General features: G+C 53.7%; 19 protein-coding genes and 1 pseudogene. 7 read left to right on the top strand and 13 right to left on the bottom strand.

The window, feature by feature from the left end; genetic code table 11:
• Window positions 1-367: 367 nt before the first annotated feature.
• Both ACTQ3V_RS08840 and ACTQ3V_RS08835 read left to right on the top strand, forming a co-directional pair.
• Entirely contained in the window at window positions 368-1,180 is an 813-nt protein-coding gene (locus ACTQ3V_RS08840; RefSeq protein ID WP_441467186.1) for a helix-turn-helix domain-containing protein, read from the top strand.
• The gene (locus ACTQ3V_RS08835) at window positions 1,170-2,000 is read left to right on the top strand and encodes a 4Fe-4S binding protein (RefSeq protein ID WP_441467185.1); all 831 of its coding nucleotides are present in this window, start codon (window positions 1,170-1,172) and stop codon (window positions 1,998-2,000) included. The genes ACTQ3V_RS08840 and ACTQ3V_RS08835 overlap by 11 nt, the downstream gene beginning before the upstream one ends.
• Window positions 2,001-2,676: 676 nt before the next feature.
• Here ACTQ3V_RS08835 and ACTQ3V_RS08830 read toward each other — a convergent pair.
• Window positions 2,677-2,907, bottom strand: a pseudogene (locus ACTQ3V_RS08830) (recombinase family protein); the annotation flags it as partial.
• A gap of 811 nt (window positions 2,908-3,718) precedes the next feature.
• Between ACTQ3V_RS08830 and ACTQ3V_RS08825 the strand changes: the two are divergent.
• Together ACTQ3V_RS08825 and ACTQ3V_RS08820 are read left to right on the top strand one after the other, a co-directional pair.
• Window positions 3,719-4,375, top strand: coding sequence for a TetR/AcrR family transcriptional regulator (locus tag ACTQ3V_RS08825; RefSeq protein ID WP_441467184.1), 657 nt, complete (start codon window positions 3,719-3,721; stop codon window positions 4,373-4,375).
• A 92-nt stretch (window positions 4,376-4,467) separates the two neighbouring features.
• Window positions 4,468-10,380 (top strand): S-layer homology domain-containing protein, encoded by a 5,913-nt coding sequence (locus tag ACTQ3V_RS08820; protein ID WP_441467183.1) that lies wholly within the window; start codon window positions 4,468-4,470, stop codon window positions 10,378-10,380.
• 704 nt (window positions 10,381-11,084) lie between these two features.
• On the opposite strand, the gene mobQ is transcribed toward ACTQ3V_RS08820, so the two are convergent.
• The 8 genes from mobQ to ACTQ3V_RS08780 all read right to left on the bottom strand — a co-directional run bounded on the left by mobQ (window position 11,085) and on the right by ACTQ3V_RS08780 (window position 18,155).
• A complete protein-coding gene (gene mobQ, locus ACTQ3V_RS08815; protein ID WP_441467182.1) occupies window positions 11,085-12,782 on the bottom strand; it encodes a MobQ family relaxase in 1,698 nt (565 codons plus the stop codon).
• 388 nt (window positions 12,783-13,170) lie between these two features.
• Window positions 13,171-13,377, bottom strand: coding sequence for a DUF3847 domain-containing protein (locus ACTQ3V_RS08810; protein WP_441467181.1), 207 nt, complete (start codon window positions 13,375-13,377; stop codon window positions 13,171-13,173).
• A 4-nt stretch (window positions 13,378-13,381) separates the two neighbouring features.
• Window positions 13,382-13,591 carry a DUF6471 domain-containing protein gene (locus tag ACTQ3V_RS08805; RefSeq protein WP_441467187.1) on the bottom strand — a complete coding sequence of 70 codons (210 nt, stop codon included), beginning with the start codon at window positions 13,589-13,591 and terminating at the stop codon, window positions 13,382-13,384.
• Window positions 13,592-13,611: 20 nt separating this feature from the next.
• Window positions 13,612-13,797 (bottom strand): hypothetical protein, encoded by a 186-nt coding sequence (locus ACTQ3V_RS08800; RefSeq protein WP_441467180.1) that lies wholly within the window; start codon window positions 13,795-13,797, stop codon window positions 13,612-13,614.
• A 187-nt stretch (window positions 13,798-13,984) separates the two neighbouring features.
• Window positions 13,985-15,364 (bottom strand): DNA primase family protein, encoded by a 1,380-nt coding sequence (locus ACTQ3V_RS08795; RefSeq protein ID WP_441467179.1) that lies wholly within the window; start codon window positions 15,362-15,364, stop codon window positions 13,985-13,987.
• Window positions 15,342-15,962, bottom strand: coding sequence for a CHC2 zinc finger domain-containing protein (locus ACTQ3V_RS08790; RefSeq protein WP_176928140.1), 621 nt, complete (start codon window positions 15,960-15,962; stop codon window positions 15,342-15,344). Before ACTQ3V_RS08790 ends, ACTQ3V_RS08795 begins: the two co-directional genes overlap by 23 nt.
• Window positions 15,963-16,030: 68 nt before the next feature.
• On the bottom strand, window positions 16,031-17,950 hold the full coding sequence (locus ACTQ3V_RS08785; RefSeq protein ID WP_441467178.1) for a DUF4368 domain-containing protein: 1,920 nt from the start codon (window positions 17,948-17,950) through the stop codon (window positions 16,031-16,033).
• Window position 17,951: 1 nt separating this feature from the next.
• Window positions 17,952-18,155 (bottom strand): transposon-encoded TnpW family protein, encoded by a 204-nt coding sequence (locus tag ACTQ3V_RS08780; RefSeq protein ID WP_441467177.1) that lies wholly within the window; start codon window positions 18,153-18,155, stop codon window positions 17,952-17,954.
• A 262-nt stretch (window positions 18,156-18,417) separates the two neighbouring features.
• Between ACTQ3V_RS08780 and ACTQ3V_RS08775 the strand changes: the two genes are divergently transcribed.
• Genes ACTQ3V_RS08775 through ACTQ3V_RS08765 form a run of 3 tightly spaced genes read left to right on the top strand, consistent with a single transcriptional unit; the run spans window position 18,418 to window position 21,243 of the window.
• A complete protein-coding gene (locus ACTQ3V_RS08775; protein ID WP_441467176.1) occupies window positions 18,418-19,266 on the top strand; it encodes a sigma-70 family RNA polymerase sigma factor in 849 nt (282 codons plus the stop codon).
• Window positions 19,267-19,297: 31 nt separating this feature from the next.
• Window positions 19,298-20,218 carry a DNA gyrase inhibitor YacG gene (locus ACTQ3V_RS08770; RefSeq protein ID WP_441467175.1) on the top strand — a complete coding sequence of 307 codons (921 nt, stop codon included), beginning with the start codon at window positions 19,298-19,300 and terminating at the stop codon, window positions 20,216-20,218.
• Entirely contained in the window at window positions 20,215-21,243 is a 1,029-nt protein-coding gene (locus ACTQ3V_RS08765) for a virulence RhuM family protein (protein ID WP_071432522.1), read from the top strand. Before ACTQ3V_RS08770 ends, ACTQ3V_RS08765 begins: the two co-directional genes overlap by 4 nt.
• Window positions 21,244-21,309: 66 nt before the next feature.
• Here ACTQ3V_RS08765 and ACTQ3V_RS08760 read toward each other — a convergent pair whose 3' ends face one another.
• The 4 genes from ACTQ3V_RS08760 to ACTQ3V_RS08745 form a co-directional block, all read right to left on the bottom strand.
• Window positions 21,310-21,585, bottom strand: coding sequence for a DUF6809 family protein (locus ACTQ3V_RS08760; protein WP_176928136.1), 276 nt, complete (start codon window positions 21,583-21,585; stop codon window positions 21,310-21,312).
• Entirely contained in the window at window positions 21,563-21,949 is a 387-nt protein-coding gene (locus ACTQ3V_RS08755) for a TnpV protein (RefSeq protein ID WP_441467174.1), read from the bottom strand. The genes ACTQ3V_RS08760 and ACTQ3V_RS08755 overlap by 23 nt, the downstream gene beginning before the upstream one ends.
• Window positions 21,950-22,052: 103 nt before the next feature.
• Entirely contained in the window at window positions 22,053-22,304 is a 252-nt protein-coding gene (locus ACTQ3V_RS08750) for a hypothetical protein (RefSeq protein WP_441467173.1), read from the bottom strand.
• The gene (locus ACTQ3V_RS08745; protein ID WP_441467172.1) at window positions 22,301-22,699 is read right to left on the bottom strand and encodes a recombinase family protein; all 399 of its coding nucleotides are present in this window, start codon (window positions 22,697-22,699) and stop codon (window positions 22,301-22,303) included. The genes ACTQ3V_RS08750 and ACTQ3V_RS08745 overlap by 4 nt, the downstream gene beginning before the upstream one ends.

Raw genomic sequence — 22,699 nt, 5'->3', positions numbered from 1 at the left:
CTGCGACCGCATTGAACCTGAAACGGATGATAAAATACGCCGGATGACGCCAGTGGGCGTCTTTTTTATTTACCCAAACGAGGATAAACTGGGATTTGTCAACAGCGCCAACTTGTCCCGAAGCGACCTCTGGACAAAGTGTCCAGAGGTTGGCTCCTTGCGGTGCTTCCCCAGCCGGGGTATTCCTTTTCGGACGGTCATTCTGTTTTCAAGGTGCTGTCCATCGATGAACTACCCTAAGTCTACACGAAAAAAATGCAATCCCCGGAATTTTGCGAGAATTGCATTTTGATGAAGTTTACACTTTGAAAATTGTATTTTTGCAATTTTGCTGTATAATGGAGATATGCGGAGGAGGTGCGTGTCTATGGCTTTACCCGGAACACCCGGACAGAGGATTTCCGATTTATGTAACGGAAACCACATCACACAAAAGGAACTTGCGGAGAAGATAGGCGTTTCCGCTTCCCAGTTGAGCCGGATTGTCAGCGGCGAAACGAGAACGGTCAGCAGTGATATTCTCATAGGTGTGGCAAAGGAATTTAAGGTATCAACGGACTACATACTGGGCTTGTCCACCGTAAGCGTCCGTAAAAGCTACGATATTTCTGAACTGGGCTTATCCGAGGGAGCTGTGAGGGGGATTGTGACGGGCGCAGTCGATGTGCAAATCCTTAACCGCCTTTTGGAACACAGGAACTTTCCGAAACTGATAGATTTGATACGGATTTATTTTCAAGATACGGCGGCAAAGGGAATAACCGCAAGAAACCAGCTTATCGAGATAGCGACGGCTTCCCTGTCCGACCTGATGAAAGAACGCCCGGAACACCGGGCGGAAGCGAAGCAGGATTTACAGCTTTTGAACGCCCAGAAGATGGGGGAACATGAAGCGGAGATTGAAAAAATCAAAAATGTGTTCCTGGCTATTCTGCGGGATATTAAGAAAGATATTGACAACGGGGAACAGCCGGGGGAAGCTGTGACCGCCGCTATGTTCCAGACCATGCGGGACGCATTGGCGAAACAGAAACAAAACACGATTTCCGTTGATGATGTAACAGCAATGATTGCCGGACAGATCGGACAACTTGCGCCGATGGACGAAGAAACTGTCGACCTGTTCCAGCAGTTGGCAAAAAAGATGATTGAGAATGTAGGAAAAAACCATGAAGTTTAAGAAATATGTACCACCGCTTGTTATGTGGCTTGTTTTTGAAACGATTGCACTAACATTATGGCTTGCACTGGATAACATTTTTTATTTTTTCAATTTCTCTTATATTGGCACTGCGATTGCCGTTGGATTAGTTTTATATGGGCAGAAGAAACGATATGCCCGAAATGTAGTGCAGTTTGCAGTTGGCCTATATATGCTTGTATATCTGGGGTTTCTCTGCCATGAAAATATGCAGATAGAGGGATTTTGGTATTATCTTTTCCTCGGTGTATTTGAAGCCGCCACAATTCATTATGTTGTTGCAAAAATTTTTGGCCCTTTACTGTTTGGGCGTGGGTGGTGTGGTTATGCTTGTTGGACAGCAATGATTTTAGATTTGCTCCCGTTCAAGGCACCTACCACCCCACGCAAGCATTGGGGAATTATCCGCTATTTTATTTTTGGGGCTTCCCTCTTATTTGTCGGCCTGCTCTTTATTCTTCATGTACCAAATAAAGAGAAAATTATGTGGTGGAGTTTTATCATTGGAAATGTCCTCTACTACGCCGTTGGAATTGTCATAGCCTATGTATGCAAAGATAACAGGGCATTTTGTAAATACATCTGCCCGATTACAGTTTTTTTGAAGCCCATGAGTTACTTTTCACTTTTTCACATTAAAGTAGATAAAACAAAATGTATCTCTTGTGGGAAGTGTGAAAAGATGTGTCCGATGAATGTAGAAGTTCCGAACAATTCACGAAAGAAGAAAAACTTAACAGAATGTATTTTGTGCATGAAATGTGTGGAAGAATGTCCAAAAAATGCTTTGAAACTATGACATAGCAAAGCCAGTCGAGCCAGTCAATGGTCAAGATGAACGGCGCATTTCATGCGCCGCCGTTGACAGTCCCGCCCGTCTTTGCTAAAGGGTAATCAAGGCGGAAAAGCCCTAAAATGGCTTCCCGCCCATTTCAATTTTGAGGAAAGAAACGCTCCAAAATCAGAAAGAGAGCGGCCAAGCACTTTGAGGGATTGGCCGCCTTGTCCACCCATTCAGCGGAACGGCGGGTGGCAGTCAAGGCCGGGTGTAAACCCGTTCATTTCAGCCTTGACGGTTGCCCGCTGTCCTGCTATTTTTCCGGGAATGTGGCCACACTTCGGGACACTTTGTCCACAAGTCGAAGCGTAGGACGAGGGACGGGGGCTTTCATATACCTGCCGCCGCTTTCCGAAAGCAGCCCGATTTTTGCTTATCGCCATTCGCAAAATTCAGCCTGTTTTCCTGCCGGAGCAAACGGGGCGCAAAATGCACCGCACCCCGTTTCCCCCGTCAGCCGCACCAGCAGGTATAACACACTACACTTTGCAAGCAAAGTCGTGTGCCAAGGGGCAAGCCCCTTTGGAAACCCCGGACAACAAAACAGGCTGAATATCTCGCACTTTCCCGGTGCTTGATACTCAACCTTTATTTGTTGTCAGCAGCCCGTTTCACGGTCTGCCCTTTGTGTCCTTGTCCATAATGTTTCGGTGTAGAAACCGACTTGCAGATAATCACGCCCGAAACGGGACATATCTTTGACGATAACGCGCTTGATTTTTCCAGCTTTTATATCGGCAAGCATACGTTGAAATCCGGGACGGTTGAAGTTTGTACCGGAATACCCGTCGTCCTCGTCATAATGTCGATAAGCGGTAATTCCATGCTCCCGGCAGTACCGTTCCAATATCTTCTTTTGAGATGAGATTTATCAAGGTGGTTTTCTGCAATTTATTTGATCCGGCATCTTTGCCACAGAAGTACACAACCAAGAGAATATACCTATTAACCGGCAGGTGTCTCATGGGAGACACCTGCCGGTTTACACAAATAGTAGAAGGATACTTTGCATCACAATAGAGAGCATCGAGATAACCGCCTTATGGATGTTTTCCGCTTTGAGCGAATTTACTTTACAAGAATAAAATCCAGACAGGATTGCCGAAATAAAGCAATTCATAATCGTTGGTAGAAGAATCGCAAGATGGCACATATAGAGCGAAATGCCTGACAAAATGCTTGTTGCACACAGCACAGAAGAAATTATTCCGGCGGATATAGCTTTTTCAGAAACTCGCTTTACAGCAGAGATACCCTGAATCTGCAAGATTTCATTCATCTTGCTTTTATTTTCAAGCAATGTTGAATACAGCACGAAGTAAATATTGGATATCGAAGGAATAGTGATACTCTTCGGCCTTTGTAATATCTATATCATAGCATACTTCTGTCTGCGGCTAATTCTGTTCGGCGCGAACATTTCCCTGAGAGAATATAAATGTAGTGTTTCTGATTAAAGCGTATACCCCGAGCGCCGGCGGTAGTACACTTTCAAACCGGCTTCCTCCGCTACGCCATCTGCTACGGCCTTTCCAGACACCTTGTCCAGATGCCCTGCAAGGTTTACGATTTTTATCTTCGCTTTTGCGCAAAGAAAAATTTCTCTTGCATATTATAAGTATTTCTATTATAATAGTGTTACTATATTTATATCTTATCACTCCAAAAGGGGGCAGGTTATGGCAAGAAATATCGCCCGGGACGAGAGAGAGGCAGAACGCAGGAAAAAGCAACTGCTGGAAGCAGGGCTTGATTTATTCTCCAGGCATGGAATTGAAGCGGTCAGTTTGCAGATGGTGGCCGAGACAGCGGATGTGGGCATCGCCACCCTGTACAAGTATTATCAGAACAAGCTGAATTTGGTGATCGCCATCAGCGCCGACATGTGGGAAACGGTGTGGAAGGAGGTCTTACAGGCCGTCGACCCGGAAGACCTGGAAAGCCGGAATGCTTATCAGCTGGTCGAGCTCTATTGTGATTCCATTATCCGCCTCTACGAAGAGCGGCCGGAGGTTCTGCGCTTTAGCGCGAATTACAAAAGCTACATCTGCCGGGAAGGGGCGTCGGAGGAGCAGCTTGCGGTGCAGCTTGATGTACTAAAGCCCATAGGCATGCTTTTTCACCGGAAATATGAAGCGGCCAAGGCGGACGGCAGCATCCGCACCGATCTCCCGGAAGAGGAATTGTTCACCACCATCACCCTGACCATGCTGGGCATGGCGGAACGGTACGTGCAGGGGCTCGTATGGGCAAACAACCGTACCGGCGACTATTGGAAGGAGCTGTCACACGTGAAGGACATGCTGCTGGCATGGGCCAGGGGCCCATCGAAGTGAAAAGGAATCATGAAGGGGTACCCCTTCATGATAGGATGTTCCATCCCATCAAAACTTTTGACCACACGCCAATTATGAAGGAGGAAACAGAAATGAAGAAAAAAGCAATCAGTATTCTGCTGACGCTGGCCCTGTGCCTGAGCTTGCTGCCCGCCACAGCGCTGGCGGCGGGAAGCGTCTCATATCTGGACGCAAACGGCAATACGCAGACCTGCGACAGCTACACCGAGGCAACGAGCAGCGAGGACAGACCCAACTCCAAAGACGCCACTTGGGGCACAGAGGGCGCCGATACATGGTATGTGGTGAATGGAGCGGTCACCATATACGGCGTCCTCAATCTCAAGGGCAATGTGCACCTGATCCTGACCGACGGATGTACACTTGCTGTCAAATTTTTTTTATTCGGCCAAAATAATTGCAACCTGACCATCTACGGGCAGAATGCTGGTACCGGCAAGCTGATCGCCACGGGCGGCGGCGAGGTAAACTACCCTTATGGAATACGCATCGACAATGGCGGCTCCCTTACCATCAACGGTGGCGTGATCGAGGCCAGCGCCGCCAACTCCAAAGACGCAGCAGGCATCAAGGCTACCTACGGCACCGTCACCATCAACGGCGGCTCCGTCACCGCCGGCAGCGCGAACGACGGCGCGGGCATTTACGTCAAGACCCTCAACATCAACGGCGGCACCGTCACCGCCACCGGCACTGGCAGCGGCGTGGGCATCAAAGGCTCCGCGGCCAGCAGCATCACCATCACCGGCGGCAATGTTACCGCCACCGCCGCCAGCGGCGCGGGCATCAGCGGCGGCACCATCACGATCAGCGGCAGCACCGAGGTCACCGCCAACGGCGCCGGCAGCGGCGCGGGCATCGATGCCATCTCCGCCAGCAATTCCAAAGGCAGCGTCAACATAGAAGGCAGCGCCAAGGTCACTGCCAAAGCCGGAGCCAGCGGCGGCGCAGGCATCAGCGGCGGTGAAATCAGCATCAGCGGCAGCACCGAGGTCGAAGCCACCGGCGGCGAAAACGGCGCGGGCATCGGCGGCGGCCAGGAAGGCTCCGGCGGCGAGATCACCATCAGCGGCGGCACCGTCGAAGCCACCGGTGGAGGCAGAGGCGCGGGCATCGGCGGCGGCAATGTCGGCTCCGGCGGCAAGATCACCATCAGCGGCGGCACCGTTACTGCCACGGGCGGCATATATGCCGCGGGCATCGGCGGCGGCAAGAGCGGCAGCAGCGGCACCATCGACATCAGCGGCGGCAAAGTCACAGCCACCGGCGGCGACCGATTCGGCGCAGGCATCGGCGGCGGCCAGCAAGGCTCCGGCGAAAGCATTACCATCTCCGGCAGCGGCGCTGTCACCGCCACCGGCGGCGACAGCGCCGCCGGTATCGGCGGCGGCTGGGGCGGCGACGGCGGCACCATCACCATCAACGGCGGCAAAGTCACTGCCAACGGCAGCGGCACCGCCAACGGCGGCGCAGGCATTGGCGGCGGCAGCAACGCCTCCGGCGGCGAAATCACCATCACCGGCGGCACCGTCACCGCCAACGGCGGCGAAAACAGCGCGGGTATCGGCGGCGGCAGCAACGCCTCCGGCGGCGAAATCACCATCACCGGCGGCACCGTCACCGCCAATGGCGGCACTTCCAGCCACCGGACCGGCGCGGGCATCGGCGGCAGTGGCGGCAGCTTTGCAACCGACGGCAGCGGAAAAGCCGTCATTTATGCCAACAGCATCAGCGACCAGAGCGGCAAGGCAAGCTGGAGCGGCATCATCTTTGAGGGCAGCGACGGCGGCGTTTACGGTGCCCAGACCCTGAACAGTGCCTTTGAAGTGAAAAGCGGGGAAAACCTGCTGATCGACAAGAACGCCACCTTGAATGCTGGCAGCAACCTCACCAACAACGGCAATGTCTATGTGGACGGCACCCTGACCGGCGCGGTGGGCGGCAATGTGTATTACCGCCTGTTCCTCACAAACTGCACGGCGGCGGGTACGACCGAATATAAAAGCAATTCCTACGCAAAACAGGGGACGGCTGTCACCCTGACCCCCAACACCCCGCCCGACGGTCAGCGCTTCGACCATTGGAACGCGCCCGCCGGTCTGACCATCAACGCGGACAACAAATTCACCATGCCCAGTAAGGCGGTGGATATCTCTGCGGCGTACATCCAGGCGGTGCAGATTACGACCCAGCCCACTGCTCAGACCGTCACCTATGGCGCAGACGTCACCCTCAGCATTGCCGCGCAGAATCCCAGCGGCAATGCGACAGGAATTACCTACCAGTGGTACAAGGATAGCTTCGCACTGCCGGGAGAAACCTCGAACACGCTGACCCTGAACAAGCCCAACGCGGGTACATACCAATACCATTGCGCGGTCACCTATGATGGAATCACTATCAATAGTGATTCGGCCACCGTCACGGTGAATAAGGCTGCCGGCAGCGTGACTATCACCGGTAACCCCGGCAAGACCTATGACGGACAGCCCGCTGTCCTGACAGAGAGCGGCTATACAGTTACCGGCGACGGAGCCGTCACCGTGGAGTATACGAAGCAGGGCGAAAACAGTTACTCCACCGCCGCCCCCACAAACGCGGGCGACTACACCGTCAAGGTCACCCAGGCGGTCGGCACCAACTATGCCGAAGCCTCCTCCACGAAGGACTTCACCATCAGCCCCAGACCGGTCACCGTATCCGGTATTACCGCCAACGGCAAGACCTATGACGGCAACACTGAGGCTACCTTGATCTATTCGGGCGTGACGCTGGCCGGCAAGCTGGACGGCGATACCCTGACCGTCGCCGCCACCGGTACCTTTACGGATAAGAATGTGGATGAGAACAAGACCGTCACCATCACCGACCTGACCCTTGGCGGCAGCAGCGTGGGCAACTACATTCTGGCGGCGGAAGGGCAGCAGTCCACAACCACTGCCAGCATCAGCCCCAAGCAAGTCACTGTGACCATCCAGCCCAAGAGCAGCGCCTACGGCGCGGCTATCGCGGAGCTGACCGCCACGGATGACGGCATCGTACCCGGCGACACCGGCGTTTACACCCTGTCCACCACCGCCACTTCTGCCAGCCCTGTGGGCACCTATGACATCACCGGCACATCTAATTCCACGAACTATGGCCTCACCTTTACCGGCAGCGACGGTGCTTACACCATCACCGCAGCGTCCCAGTCCGTCTCCGTCACCCTGGACGGCTGGACCTACGGCGATACACCCAACGAGCCCCAGATAAGCGGCGTTCAGGAGAACGGCACCGCCACCTACCGCTACAAGGTTCAGGACGCTGATGACAGCACCTATGGAACCGAGAAGCCCACCGACGCGGGCAGCTACACCGTGGAGGCCACCATCGCCGCCACCGCCAACTATCAGCAAGATGTGGTTTACGACGATTTTACCATTGTACCCAAGGTTCTGACCGTCACCGGCCTGACGGCCACCGATCGGGTCTATGACGGCACGACGAATGTTACCCTGACCGGCGGTGAACTGTCCGGCATTGTGGCCGGTGACGAAGGACGGGTCACGGCCGCCATGCCCACCACCGGCACCATCGCGAACGCCGATGCAGGCAATGGCAAGCTCGTTACCTATGCCACTATTTACCTGACCGGTGACAAGTCGAAAAACTATGCCCTGCACCGGGCCGTGGTCACCGTGAACATCTCCAAGGCTGATCCCAACGTGGGTGAGGTCAGCTATTCGGGCGACACCATCTACACCAGTACCCCGCTGAACAGCATCACTCTGAGCAAGACCGGTGCCACTGACGGTACGCTGAAGCTGACGGATAACCAGACCCTGACGGCTGGTACGGCTGACTACGGCTGGACCTTTACCCCCACCGACAGCACCAACTACAAAACCGTTATCGGCACCATCAGCCTGACCGTGGAGGGCGATACGCTGAGCAGCATCTCCGCTTCTGGCACACCTGCCAAAACCAGCTACCAGTACGGCGAGTCTTTCGAGACCGACGGCCTGACCGTCACCGCCACCTATGTCAGCGGCACCACCAGAGATGTCACCGCTGAGGTGACTTTCGGCGCTCTGGCCGTGGGTGATACCTCCATCGAGCTGGCCTATCAGGGCAAGACCTGCACCATCAGCGGTCTCACCGTTGACAAGGCCGCCGCACCGACGCTGGCTGATATTTCTGTCCGGCAGAAGTACACCACGACCAGCGGTGAGAAAGACATCGGAGCTGCGGGTATGCCTGATAAAGCCGGAGTCCTGACCTATGCCAAGGGCACCGAGACCACAACCGGCACCGTTACTGTAACCAGTTGGGATGTGGACTCCACCGGCAAGGTGACCTACACGCTGTCCGGCGGCACCGTTAACGACACTGTGACCCTGCCCATCAAGATCACCTCCACCAACTACGCGGATTCCACCGTCAATGTGGTGATCACCCTGACGGATAAGGAAACTCCCACAGCAACTGCCAATGACATCACCGTGACCTATACCGGCTCCGCTGTTCCGGACAGCGCCATTACCGGCACCGCCAGCGTGGAAGGCAGTTGGAGCTTCAAGAACGCGGTTCCCGTGAATGTTGCGGACAGCAGCGACAGCGTGACCGTGGTGTTCACCCCCGCGGACACGAACACCTATGAAACGGTTGAGGATATCATCAAGGTGACCATCAACAAGGCCACCCCCACCGGTACGCCCGCCTACACCGCCATCACCTCCGACGGCAAGACCCTGGCGGACGCGGCGCTGGCTATCGGCACCATCACGCCGACCGGCGGCTCCATCGCGTGGGACGTTGCCGCCGACACCGCTGTGACAGCCAACACCGCCTACAACTGGACTTATACCCCCACTGACGGGGACAACTACAACAATCTGACCGGAAGCATTACGCCCTATGTGGTGTCCTACTCCGGCGGCGGTTCTTCCTCCAACACCACCACCAAAACGGAGAAGAATGAAGACGGCTCCACCACCACGACCGTGACCGACAAGACCACCGGCACCGTGACTGAGACCACCAAGAACACCGACGGCAGCACCACTGTTGTGGAAACCAAGAAGGACGGCACCGTCACCGAGACAAATAAGGCTGCCGACGGCACCACCGGAACCGTCGTTACGGATAAGAACGGCGACGTTACCGAGGTCAAGTCCAGCGTGTCCGACAAGGCCGCCACGGAAGCCGCCAAGAGCGGCGATGCCGTGACTCTGCCTGTGGAAGTCCCCACTGCCAAGAACACCGGGGACGCCCCCGCTGTGGATGTCACTGTGCCCAAGAGCGCCGGCTCCGTCAAGGTCGAGATCCCCGTCGAGACCGTTACTCCCGGCACTGTGGCCGTCATCGTCAATGCCGACGGCACCGAGGAGATCGTCAAGACATCCATTCCCACTGAAAATGGCGTGGCGCTGACACTGGCTGGCTCCGCCACCGTGAAAATCGTGGACAACGCCAAGGTGTTCGTGGACATTCATCCCGTCAACCACTGGGCAAAGGACGCCGTGGACTTCGCCTCTGCCCGGGGCATCACCGGCGGCACTTCCGCCACCACCTTCTCCCCCAACGCTTCCTGCACTCGCGCCCAGATCGTCACCTTCCTGTGGCGGGCGGCTGGCAGCCCCGAACCGGAAAGCCGGAGCAACTTCTCCGATGTTTCTGCGGACGCCTACTACGCCAAGGCAGTGGCTTGGGCGTTGGAGAACGGCATCACGGGCGGAACCGGCAATGGTATGTTCAGCCCCGATGCCACCTGCACCCGCAGTCAGAGCGTGACCTTCCTTTATCGCGCGGCCGGGTCTCCCACGGCTTCCGATGACATCGCGTTCGGCGATGTTGCCGCTGAGAGCTACTATGCCGATGCCGTGGCTTGGGCCGCGCAGAACGGCATCACCAGCGGCATTGGCAGCGGACTCTTTGGACCTGCCAATGAGTGCTCTCGGGCTCAGATCGTGACCTTCCTGTACCGCTTCATGGTCAAGTAAAAAGGGCTTGAGCAACAGTAAGGCTAAAAATTAAACAGATGAAGGTGGCGGCAAGGAATAGACCGATTCCTTGCCGCCGCCTTTGCTTTGCTGTTATCGACCAAAAGAAAGCCGACTATGAAGTAACCCATTTCTCTCTCCTGAAGATCTAGCATTTCACGCAGAATTTTAATCTGGCGTCAAATTTGTACATATTCTATGGCCTCAGCAGCAGTTTTTCCGAAAAGAATTCGGAAACACCGCTGCTGACTGCGTTGGGGTACTATACAGGACTACAGCATAAGACAGCTTGTTAAAGTATGCCATTTATTGGCTGTCCTCTACTTTCTTTCACAGTAAGATTCCTCCCAACATTGTGATTACAACTTCGGTTTGTTTTTAATATTATACTTCATCAGAATAAAGAATGGAAGATTTTTTCTACCTCCACAGCCTAATAGAATGCTATTTTTTATACTTATAGTCCGCTTCGACTATCGCATTGATTCAATCAATGCAAGAAAAATATTCTCAGAAGTTACTCCGGCCTCATTAAGTGCGATGACTTGCCTTGCTTCGTTCTGATCCTTAGACGAAACACGGATATATCCGTACGTTCTTTTTGACATGATAAATCCTCCGTAAAAAGCGGCCTGTTGAATCAAAAACTATTCAATAGGCTGCGGGTTGATACAATGTTCTGTGTAAGATGAGCAAAAAAGTAGTTATCTTTCCAATTCCTTGATCTTCTTTTTGCGCTGTTTCTGTTGCGCCTGCTGATACCGTCTTTGCAACAATTGCTCACGCACGGAGCGAATTTCCGTTTCCTCACGGAGCAGGCTCGCCACATCCTGCTTGCAGCCAGCCATCGTCGCAAAATCATATTTTTCGCCATAGGCGGCTTTCACACGGTCAATGGCAGAGCGTTCCTGTTCCTTGCGAATATCAAGCCGGGCATCCATCAGCTCGGCGGCATCCATACCGGCAGCTTTCTCTTTTAGTTCGGCATAGTGCTTCAAGGTTTCATCAAGCTCGGCAGAATACTTTGCTTCCTGCTCGGACAGCTTCTGCAACGCACCCTCCAATACGGCGATTTCTTTCTTCATGGCAGAAATACCCGCATCATCGGTGCAGTCCAAAGAGTAAAGCAGCATTTCCTTGTCGGTTTTCAGCTCCTCCAACTCCTCGGTCAACTCGGTAATGCGTCGGGTAAGGTCGTGTAGTTTGGGTATCTGATAGAAAGGCGTTTCCTTTTTCTCCGCAAGCAGAGCTTTCCGTTCCTTGGATTTGTCCTTGATCTGCTGTACCAATCCCCCATAGCGTTCAAGCTCTGGCTTGACTGCCTTGACGCGCTTGACCATATTGTACTTGCCAACACCGATGTGGCGAAGTTGATAACTGAAAATCAGCATACTGCTGCGTATCTTCTCCATTGCTTCCGCTATGGCAGGAACGGTATTCTTTACCGCCTGCATCAGCTTCTTAACCGTTGCTTTCAGTTCCCGCAGCAGGGCATTGTCCGCCTTGATCTGTCGGTTGATTTCACAGCGGTCAGAGATAATGCCTTTTTTCTCCAACGCACGGGCAACCACACCCTCGTGAATGGTGGGCTGCTCGGTCAAGCCCCTGTCTGTATTGCTTCGGTGGTCAATGCGTTCTTCCCGTCCTGTACGCTCCAGATAGCGGTTGGACACATCCGCCCACGCTGCCCGCCATGCCACAAGCTGTTCCTCGCTGTTCCAGCGCTCGGAGATGGGATTCTGTCTGCCGTACTTCGTACTTTTCGGGTGCTTGTCCGCACGAACCAGCCCCTGCGTCTGGGCAGCAGATGGCGTCATATACACCTTCCTTTTGCCGACCTTGTAGGGATACTGCTTTTCCCAGCCCTCGTTCTGCGCTGTCTTAAACTCTGCGGCGGTGAACCCTCGTTCCTCGCCGTCTCTGATGCACAGATACTCTTTCTCGGTCTTGTACTGCCACTTGCCTTGCTCATCCAGCGGTCGCACGGTCAGAAGAATGTGGGCATGGGGATTATGACCGTCGGTGTCGTGAATTGCAGCATCGGCGCACATTCCATCGGCCACAAACTGCTCCCGAACAAACACTTGCAGCAGCTCGATCTGCTGCTCCCGGTTCAGCTCTATGGGCAGGGCGACGACAAACTCACGGGCAAGGCGGCTATCCTTCGTCTTTTCGGTTTCCTCCACAGCGTTCCAGAGCTTTTCCCTGTCCTGCCATTCCTGCGGGGCGTATTCTGGCAGAAACACTTTCTGCCAGACAAGTCCCTGCTTTCTTGTGTAGTCATGCTGAATCCCGTCGTAATCGTTATACAGGCGGGAGCAGCTCAGATAAGCGGAAGCGGCCACGGCGGAGCGGCCTGCGCCCCGGCTTACCACCTTCGCCTCCAGATGGTAAATCGCCATATCTCATTCACCCCCGTTTTTTCATTTTTCTGTTTCTCTTTCGCAAAAGAGAAAATGGACGGCAGCGCTGTGCCGTCCATCTCTGCGGGAAAGCTGCCGGCGGCAGGTTTTTGCAGGCAGTTGTCGCAAACAGGGTACAGGTTGTACCTCTGTTCACAAACGCAAAGCGGTTGTGATGGCGATAACTGCGTGGACAATGACAGCAGCTCACCCGTGCTGTGGCATTGTCCATACGGCTGTCGCAACAGCCGCAGCCCCCTCGGAGAGCGCACGATCCCGACCGATGGGAGGGATACCACCGCCCGCCAACGGCGGGTGGTGAGTAAGTGCGCCCTTCGGGATAAAAAAGAGGAAGGCCCCCGGTTTCCCGGAGACCTCCCAGCCGTTTTCAATCGTGTGCTGCCAGCTTTCGCCGCAGGTATTCTTCCAGATTATCAAGCCCTACCGCCTGTACTTCCGGCAGCACTTTTTCCAGCACAGCGCCCTCCTGAATGAGCCGCCTTGTCCGGGCTTTTCGCTCCTCCACCCGGTCCCGTGCCTGGGCTTCCTCCAAGCGGTGCTTTGCCTGCAACAGTTTCTTTTCTTCACTTGTCATAGATTTACCTCCGTTTTTGCCAGATCAGGTCGTAGCCCAGCACATCGGCCAGCTGCATGACCTCCTTATAGCGGATGGATTTCCGCTGGAGCTTGGCCGACAGGTTGGAAAAACTGTCCGACCAGCCGTATTCCTCATGGAGCCGGTCAACCAGCTCCTGCATGGTATATCCCGCCCGGATGATTTGTGCCTTGATTTCGTTGCGTACCGTCATCATCAAAAATCCTCCTAAATTTACTTGATAAAAAAGCGAAGCTGGCACGCCCTCTGGCATAACCGCTTCGCTGTGTCGTGAAAAATTCCCTTGTCACCAAATCCGTTCAGAATTGCCGGTGTGATGTCCTGCCCATAGGTCGCACCTTCCGACTTTTCCGTTCCGTGTGACTTGGCTTGAAACCGTGCATTTTCCCATGATTCCATGTACCCGGTTCACCGGGACGAGAAGCACGGTTTCGTAAAATGATTTCTTCCAACCGTCAAATATTTTTCGATTCCCACTCGCCTTGATTTAGCATGGAGATTTGACCGGTGATTCTGACTACCATAGCCGCCGAATTGCTATAAAAGGGAGAACAAGGGTTAATCAAAGCGTACGTACGTACACGGTTCAGCGCCGCCATTCCTCCGGCACATCTTCCGGTACGTACGTACGCATCGAATCACCGGAAAACACTGATATATGATTTCTCACCAATACCTCAATCCCCAGAAAGCCACGCACCCGCCGTCCGGCTGTGTTGGTCACATTATTGCAGTATTCCAGATTGTAGCGGCTCTGGCAAGCGATCAGGGCTTCGCTGAAGCTGCGGGGCTTCAGGGCAGGCAGGTTGTTCTCGGTGCAGTAAATCTGGTATGCCTCATACAGCTCTTTGGAGCTGGCAGATAAATCGGCCTTCAGGCGAACATACCCGTCTGAATCCAGAAAATCATAGACATTGTTGTTGTCCCGTTTGACTGCCTCCCGGTTCCCTCTGGTGCGGTCACTTTCGGTGAACTTGAAGTTATTAGCGGCCAGCCGCTGCAATCCCTCAAAAGCCCACAGCAGAATGCCCTCCACCTCGGCTTTCATCTTCTCCGCAAGGTCGGGATCATCCACACGGCCAGCTGGTTTTTCTTTCGTGGTCAGCACCAGCTGGCGGCGGTAAAATCCGTCGCTGCGGTCAAACAGCGCCTGCAAATCTCCGTTGGAGAATGCTAACAGCCGGGCGCACATCCATCCCTGATAGCTCTGTTTGCCCTTGCGCTCCAAATCCATCTTGCCCTGGGCGGTGACAATGGATTTCACATAGTTGGTCTGGCGCAGGGCCTCCATCCGCATATCGTCGTCCACGCACAGGAGGATATGTTCCAGGTCAGCACGGGCAAAACGGTTCTCGGATATTTTCCCGATGCTGCCATCCTTCATGTTGGAGCCGAACAAAGTTCCCAGAACAGCGCCGATCTGCGACTTGCCCTCGCCGCCGCTGCCCTTAATGACCATCATCCGTTGTCCCTTGTTGCTGGGAATCAGGCAGTAGCCGATATATTCCTGCAAGGTTGGAATGTCCTCCGGGTAGAGAAGGCCATCCAGAAATTGCAGCCAGAGGGCAGGCTTTGGGGCGTTGGAGTTGTAGGCCACGGGGAAACGGTTACGGACGATTTTCGACTTTCCCTCCGCAAAGGTCCCATCCAGAAAAAGCGTCCCATTGGAAAGGTGAATCCGGTCCGGCTCCGGGGGAAAATCCTCTGCCAGTGCCGCCAGCTTCATCAGCTCCACAATGTTGCTGATTTTGCGGGGAATGTTGCTGACCGCACAGTATTTCAGCTCTTCAAAAATCTCTCCCCGCAGGGGCAACTCATCAGTCACACGGCCTTCGGGCGTGAAAAAAGCCCCGTTTGTGAAGATGATCTTGTGCGTCTGCAAGAACTCCTCACAAAACAGGGCTTCGTTGATGCTTTTTCCATCAAACCAGACGGGCATCCCGTCAAGCTGCGTTTTGTTTTTCATGGGCATCGTCCTCCTTTTTCAGCCTGTCCAGCCGTTCCTCCAAACCGGCAATCAGGCCATCCTTGTTCAGCATTTCAACAATTTTCACCCGCTGTTCCAGCTCAGCGGCAATGAGCAAATCCGCCAGATACTCCACATAGTCCAGCATCTGACAGGCTTCCACAAACCGATCATCCAAAGTATCTTCCGCTGTCTTGGGTGCGTACTGCACCTTCCAGCTTTCCAGCAGATGCAGATAATCACACAGCACTCGCAGGCAGCGTACTTCCTCCTGCCGGTATGCTTTCAGCAGGGGACGCTCCGGTTTGGGCAGGGCAGCTGCCACAGGCGGCTTGTCCGGGCCAATCCCAAAATCCTGTGCCAGCTTCTGCGCTGCCTCGTAACTGCTCAGGGCAAACAGCCTCGCCACAAGGTCAATCACATCGCCGGTGGCCCCGCAGCCGAAGCAGTAAAAATACCGTTCGTTCAGCTTCATGCTGGGGTGCCGGTCCTCATGGAACGGACAGCTGCACATCCCGTTTCGGTTGACTTGCAGCCCATAGTGTTCCGCCGCATCCGGCACACAAATATTCTGTTTTACCAGTTCAAACAGTGTCATCAAAAATCCCTCCGTTTCAGGGCATAAAAAAAGCGGCCTGCCCGGTTTGTTTGGGCAGGCCGCAGTCCTTATGCAGTTTGTGATGTTTCCGTTTCTTTGGCTTTCCGCTTTTCCTGCCGGTAGAACTTCTCCCGGCAGGCGGGTTTGCAGAATTTAGCGTTGGGGCGGACAGACTGGAACGGCTCTCCGCAGCACTGGCACACCAGCTGGTACGGTTCACCCGGAACGATCAGCCCCTCGGCAATCTTCTGTTTGCGCTCCTTCTGGCGCAGATATTTTTCATGGTCACGGATACGCTTCTGGCGGCGCTTTTCCTCCGCAGCCAGTTCTTCCTCGGTGGGTTCGGGCATGGGCACTTCAAACTTCCCGATAAAGTTCAGGTAAATCTCAATTTCCTGCACCCGTTCTCCGGTGCTTCTGTCCGGGGCATGGATCAGAATTTTCTCCACAAATTCATGGATCATGGGGGCGGTCAACTCGGTGAAATCCGTATATTTCTGTGCCAGCGCCAGAAAGTGGCTGGCACGGTCGGTGTCCTCATGGAACTGGTCCAGTTGCGCCTGCTCAGAGGCAAGCAGCTGTTCCAGATCTGCCTGTTCCTTTTCATATTCGGCACACAGCAGCTCGAACCGCTTTTCCTCCAGTTTGCCCATGGCATAGGTTTCATACAGCTTTTTAATCAGCACGTCCAGCTCGGCGCTGCGCCTGCGCTCCTTGGCGACCTTGCGTCTCAGCTCCTTTGCCGCTTCCTGCTGGCGAACCTGTGAAATACTGCGAACTTTCTGAATAAATTCCTCCTTGTTCTGGATGGCATAGCTGGCGGTGGTACGGATGGTTTCCAGAATCAGTACGTTCAGGGCTTTGGTGCTGACGGTGTGGGAAAAGCACATCTGGGTTTCACGCTCAAAGGTCAGGGTGTAAGTGGAGCAGTTGTAAAAGTCTGTTCCATACTCCCGCCCATCCTTTTTGCGTTTGCCCCGGTGGTTATACATCTTGGCTCCGCAGTCGGCACAGAACACAAGGCCGGTCAGGGGATTGGCGATGCCGGTAGTATCCGTCCGGCGCACGGTTTGCTTCACCTGCTGGGCCAGCTGCCAGGTTTCCGGGTCAACAATGGCCTCGTGGGTGTTCTCAAAAATCAGCCAGTCGGACGGGTCATTTTTTACCCGCTTATCCCGGTAGGACTTTTTGGAGGAACGGAAATTGACGGTGTGCCCCATATACTCCGGCTTGGCCAGCATGGAGCTGACCGTAAAACCGTACCAGTCATAGGGTCGGCTGGTGTCCACGGTGTTTTTCCGGCAGCCCCTGCCGTTGCGGGCCAGATAATAGGCGGGGCACTCCACCTTTTCCTGTGTGAGTATCTTGGCGATCTCATGGGGGCCGTGCCCCTCCACCGCAAGCCGGAAGATCCGCCGCACCACAGCGGCGGCTTCCTCGTCCATCAGCCAGTGGTCCTTATCCTCCGGGTCTTTTTTGTAGCCATAGATGGCGTTGTTGGTGGTGGGCTTGCCTGCCTTCCCCTTAACACGGTATGCTGCCGAAACCTTTTTGGACTGGTCACGCAGATACCATTCGTTCATGATATTGAGAAAGGGAGCAAACTCGCCGCTGTCCTGTTCCTCGCTGTCAATGTTATTGGCGACAGCTACAAAATGAACCCCATTCTGCCGGAACATTACCTCGGTGTAAAAGCCGGTTTGCAGGTAATTTCTGCCGATCCGACTTAGGTCCTTACACAGCAGATGAGCCACCTTTCCCGCCTCAATGTCCGCCACAAGGCGCTTCCATGCGGGACGGTCAAAGTTGCCGCCGGACCACCCATCGTCTGTGTAGTGGACGATATTGGTGTAGCCCCGCTGTGCTGCATAGCTTTCGAGATAACGTTTCTGATTCAGAATGGAGTTCGAGTCGCCCGTGAGGTCATCGTCACGGGACAGGCGCTCATAGAGCGCAGTGATTTTTTCTTCCGTCTGTCTGTTTGCCATATCAGGCGCTCCTTTCAGACGGACGGCTCATTTGTGGCAGTTCCATTATACCACATTCCGACTGGTTTGCCAGCCCGTCATTGCGGATCAGCCGCAGAATTTTATCTTCCATCGTTTCCTCGGCGGTTTCGCTGAGGTAGACACGAACTTTATAGGTGGTCTTGCCAATGTGCCGAGTCAGAAACACGGCGTTTTTATCTGCCATAGAACCTCTCTTTCTTGCGCTTTCAGCGCATCCGGTGTATACTGTTGTTATAGTTCCGTTGTTTGTAACCTGCGATTGTGTTACTTCTTTTTTGTGTCAAGCCTGAACATGGCGAAAGCCCCCTTTCTCCTGCGTGAACGAGCCAATGCAACCCAAGTAACTTGTTTTTAGATTACTCTTTCACTAATAGGAGAAATCCGGGGTGCAAAACGGAACCATTTTTGAAAAATCGCAAAATATTTTTTTGAAAAGAGGTGGAGTCATGGCGTATCTGTCTGATGACGAGCTTCTGGATACCAAAGGTGGCTTCACCGGATGGGACGATGGGACAGGCGCTGGGGCGGAGGAAACGCTGGAACAGGCGCTTGCGGAAGAACGTCTGGCCGAGCTGGAAAATGAGCTGGAGCAGGACGAGCATCCCATTGACTATGATGTCGAACTGGAAACCGAGGAAGAAGAAGCTGCCCCAGTCAGCGAAAAGCGGCTGAAACGGGAGATGCGGGCCGAGGCCATACGGCGGCTGGAGGAAGCCGCACGCACCGAAAAAGATTTCCGGGCCGTGGTGGAGGAATGGAACAAGCTGGACCGAAACCGGGAACGCCGGGAACGGGATCATGAAAACCTCCGTGGGGATGTGCCGCTGGAATATCAGGCGGTGCCGGAACCGAAGCTCATTCCCCGATGGATGAACAACCCTGCATACCGGCAGCTGATGGCTGGAAACTTTCTGGACATCCTGTTTGACTGCCCTTATGAGATGCACAACCTGACCGCTGATCCCTTTATTTCTCACATGGTGGAGGAACTGAGCGAGGAACACAAGGAGGTTTTGTATTTCCTCTCTTTGCGGCTGTACAGCACCACCCGGCTTGCCGCTGTCCGTGGGCAGTCTGACCGCAACATCCGCAAGCTGCGGAAAACCATCCACAAGAAATTGCAGCGCCAGATGTATGACCATCTGTGCGGCAAGCAGGAGCATGACGGCAGCTTTACCTTGCGGGAGCGCCAGTTTTTAGAGGAATACTCGAAAATCGCAAGAAAACAGGGCAAGGATGCCGTGATCCGGCGGGAGAACAAGACCAAGCGCAGAAAAAAGAAAAACCGCCCCTGATAATTGGGACGATTAAGGAGAAAGGGCGTGTATGATGAAAAATTTATTTGAACAGTCCCGTTCCCATTGGGTGCGGTACGATCACTATGAGCTGAAAACAGCGGAAGATGGCAAACGGTACATCACCCCCGGCAAGAATGCAAAGCCGGATGTCTACAATCCGCTGAAAGAGATCCCCAACATTGTGCTGGATGCGCTGAATGTGGGGATGCTGATGATGGGGCGCAAGCCGGAAGCAGAAGTGGAAAAGGCGATCATGGAGTTTATCACCCGGTACGGCCTGCTGGGGCTGATGACCGCCCTGCCCACCACCCCTTCCTTTATGGACTATGAGGCGGTATACCTGCCCAAAAACCACTTTATCAAGGAAGAATCCATGGAAACGGACGAATACCTGTCCCTGTTTTACCCCTTTGACCAGCTGGACTTGGCGAAGAAGGGGATTGAATCTACATGGAATGTGTCCGGTGACCGGACGATGGTTGCCCTGACCATGACTTTCATGGATGAACCGATGGCAAAAAACATGAGCTTCCAGCGGGAATATGCGGAACCCTACGACTGGGTTGCCCAGCAGCTTAAGGACTGGGCCTTTACGCTGACCACGGCCATTTTGTACTACAATGACTATGATTCCATCGATGAGGATGCACGGGGGCTGTACCGCAAGGCCATGGCTGCGTTCGGCGGGATTGCCCCCAGCTACCACATTGAGCTGCTGGATAAGCCCACCATTTACTGGGATTTTCACTCCCTGCTGCTGGGTATCCAGATGATGTTCAGCTTCATGCTGGTGGATGGTGACCAGCCCCTGCGCCTGTGCAAGCACTGCCAGAAAGTGTTCCTGGGCAGCCGGTCCAACGCCGCCTTTTGCAGCCCACGGTGCAAGAACCAGTACAATGTCTACAAGAGCCGGGGAAAGAACCGGACGGATGGAGGTGACGAGGAATGAGTGAGGAACAGGGACTGACCCCGTATGAAACCAGAGAAATCCTCTTTTACAAAACCGAAAACGGAGAAGTGCGGGTGGAAATCCTGCTCTTTCAGGAAAACCTCTGGCTGACACAGGCAAAAATGGCAGAGCTGTTCGAGGTACAGAAAGCGGCCATTTCCAAGCATCTGAAAAATATTTTTGAATCCGGCGAACTGAGCGAGGATTCAGTTGTTTCCAAAATGGAAACAACTGCGGCAGACGGAAAACGGTATCAGACCAACTATTATAATCTGGATGCCATTATCGCTGTGGGGTATCGTGTGAACTCCAAAAAGGCGACCATGTTCCGCATTTGGGCGAACCGGGTGTTGAAAGAGTTCATCATCAAGGGTTATGTGATGGATGACGCACGGCTGCGGGAGCCGGAGAACTTTTTCGGCAAGGATTATTTCGAGGAACAGCTGGAGCGTATCCGGGACATCCGGGCCAGCGAGAGAAGATTTTACCAGAAAATCACGGACATATATTCCCAGTGCAGCGCCGACTACGATGTGGAAAGCCCCATCACAAAGGAGTTTTTCGCAACGGTGCAGAATAAGCTCCACTATGCGGTCACCCATCATACCGCCGCCGAGATTGTATATGGCCGTGCCGACAGCACCAAGCCCAACATGGGGCTGACCACATGGAAAAACGCCCCCAAAGGCCGCATCCGCAAATCGGATGTCACCGTTGCCAAAAACTATCTGAACGAAACGGAAATGCGAAACCTGAACGAGATCGTCACCATGTACCTGGACTATGCGGAACGGCAGGCCCGCCGGGGGAATGTCATGTATATGGCCGATTGGGTCAAACGGCTTGACGCATTTTTACAGTTCAACGAGGAAGATATTCTGCATGATAAAGGCAAGGTGACTGCCGCCATTGCCAAAGCCTTTGCTGAGAAAGAGTTTGAAAAGTTCCGGGTATTGCAGGATCGGACCTATCAGAGCGACTTTGACCGGCTGGTTGCGGAAACTTCGGATGATCTGACAGAATAACCATATACGCAGAAAGCCCACGCCACCGGTTCTCTTTCCGGCTGCGTGGGCTTTTTCGTTCATCGCTTATTTCTTGTTTTGCAGCTGTTCATGGGCTTCCTGCTGGACGATCAGCCCAGCCGAAAAGCCATACTTGAAATGGCTCTCACTTTCCTCACACTGGGCGATAGCGTTCTGCGCCCGGAGTTCTTCCACCAGCGCATAGTCCTCTTTGCTGAGCCGCTGGGATAGCTGCTCCATCAACGCCGCACAGGTTTGGACCGCCTTGCGGTATTCCGAGGACGTGGGCACTACCGTTTCACAGGGATAAAACTCTCCGTTATACATGGCTTCCAAAATCATAGCGTTCCCTCCCGCAACAGTAGACCAGCTCTGCCAGGACGATTTCCTCGGCTCTGTTGTGGATGGAGTTCATGGAGCGCACCCATGCCATCTGGTCGGCAGCTTTCAGGGCTTCTGTGACGCGCTCTTGCTGCATCATGACTTTTTCGATAATTTCCAGACGCTCCCGGCAGGCGGTGTCGATTTCCTCCAAATGGGGAAACAGCTTTTCAGTGACAATGAGATCGGTATACAGAATGGGCCGGTGTTCTTTTAAGTAGGCACGGCGCAACCGGCCATATTTCCCGATATGGTACTCTTTGGTGTCCGATAACACAAGGTCGGGAATGAGATAGTCGCCGCATTTGGTGTAAGTCAGTTCCATACAAGGCTCCTTTCGCGGGAATGTGGTTGACAGTTACGGTAGGTTTGAGGGCATTCCTCCTTTATCATAACTGTCTTTTCATTCGCCACAAATGAGCCGCCAGTCATGATGTAATGTTTTTTGGTGTATTCCACCCTCTATACATTACATCATGGTTGGCGATACTGTTGCTCTCACCCTCTAATTTGTCCTCTTGTGAAAGGCGTTCATATAAAGCCGTTATGCCCTCGTCCTGCGCTTCCTGCTGCTGATCGCGCACATAGAATTGCAAAACATTATTTGAAATGGCTTCGCGGACTTCTTCGCTTAACACTTTGGGGACAGCAATCTGCTGAAAAGAAAAGGTCTTTGTCATTTGCACTCACCGCCTTTCGCGGCAAGTGCAGCATATAGCTGTCTGTTCCAATCCAGCGTTGCATGGTCGCCGTTGATTGTTTCCAGAGAAATGCCCGTAGAAACGGCGTAATCTGCAAAAGCAAGCACATCTAAACTGTTACGGGAAATACGGTCAAGGCTCGTAGCAACGATTTTACCAATGCGCCCGTCGCTCATATCCTGCTGCATGAGGGAAAATGCGGGACGGTTAAAGTTCAAACCGTTATAACCGTTATCCACATACAGCGCAAAGGCGGTAATCCCGTTTTGGCTTGCATGGTAAAGAAGTTTTTGCATTTGATTGTCAAGGTACAAAGTATCTATTTGTTGCGCCGCACGAAAATAGTATGCGGTCAATTTATCCGACTGTTTCAT

The organism is Candidatus Agathobaculum pullicola (assembly GCF_052117205.1).
GTDB lineage: Bacteria > Bacillota > Clostridia > Oscillospirales > Butyricicoccaceae > Agathobaculum > Agathobaculum pullicola.
The sequence above is the reverse complement of the archived record's forward strand: the minus strand, read 5'-3'. Positions and strand labels throughout refer to the sequence as shown.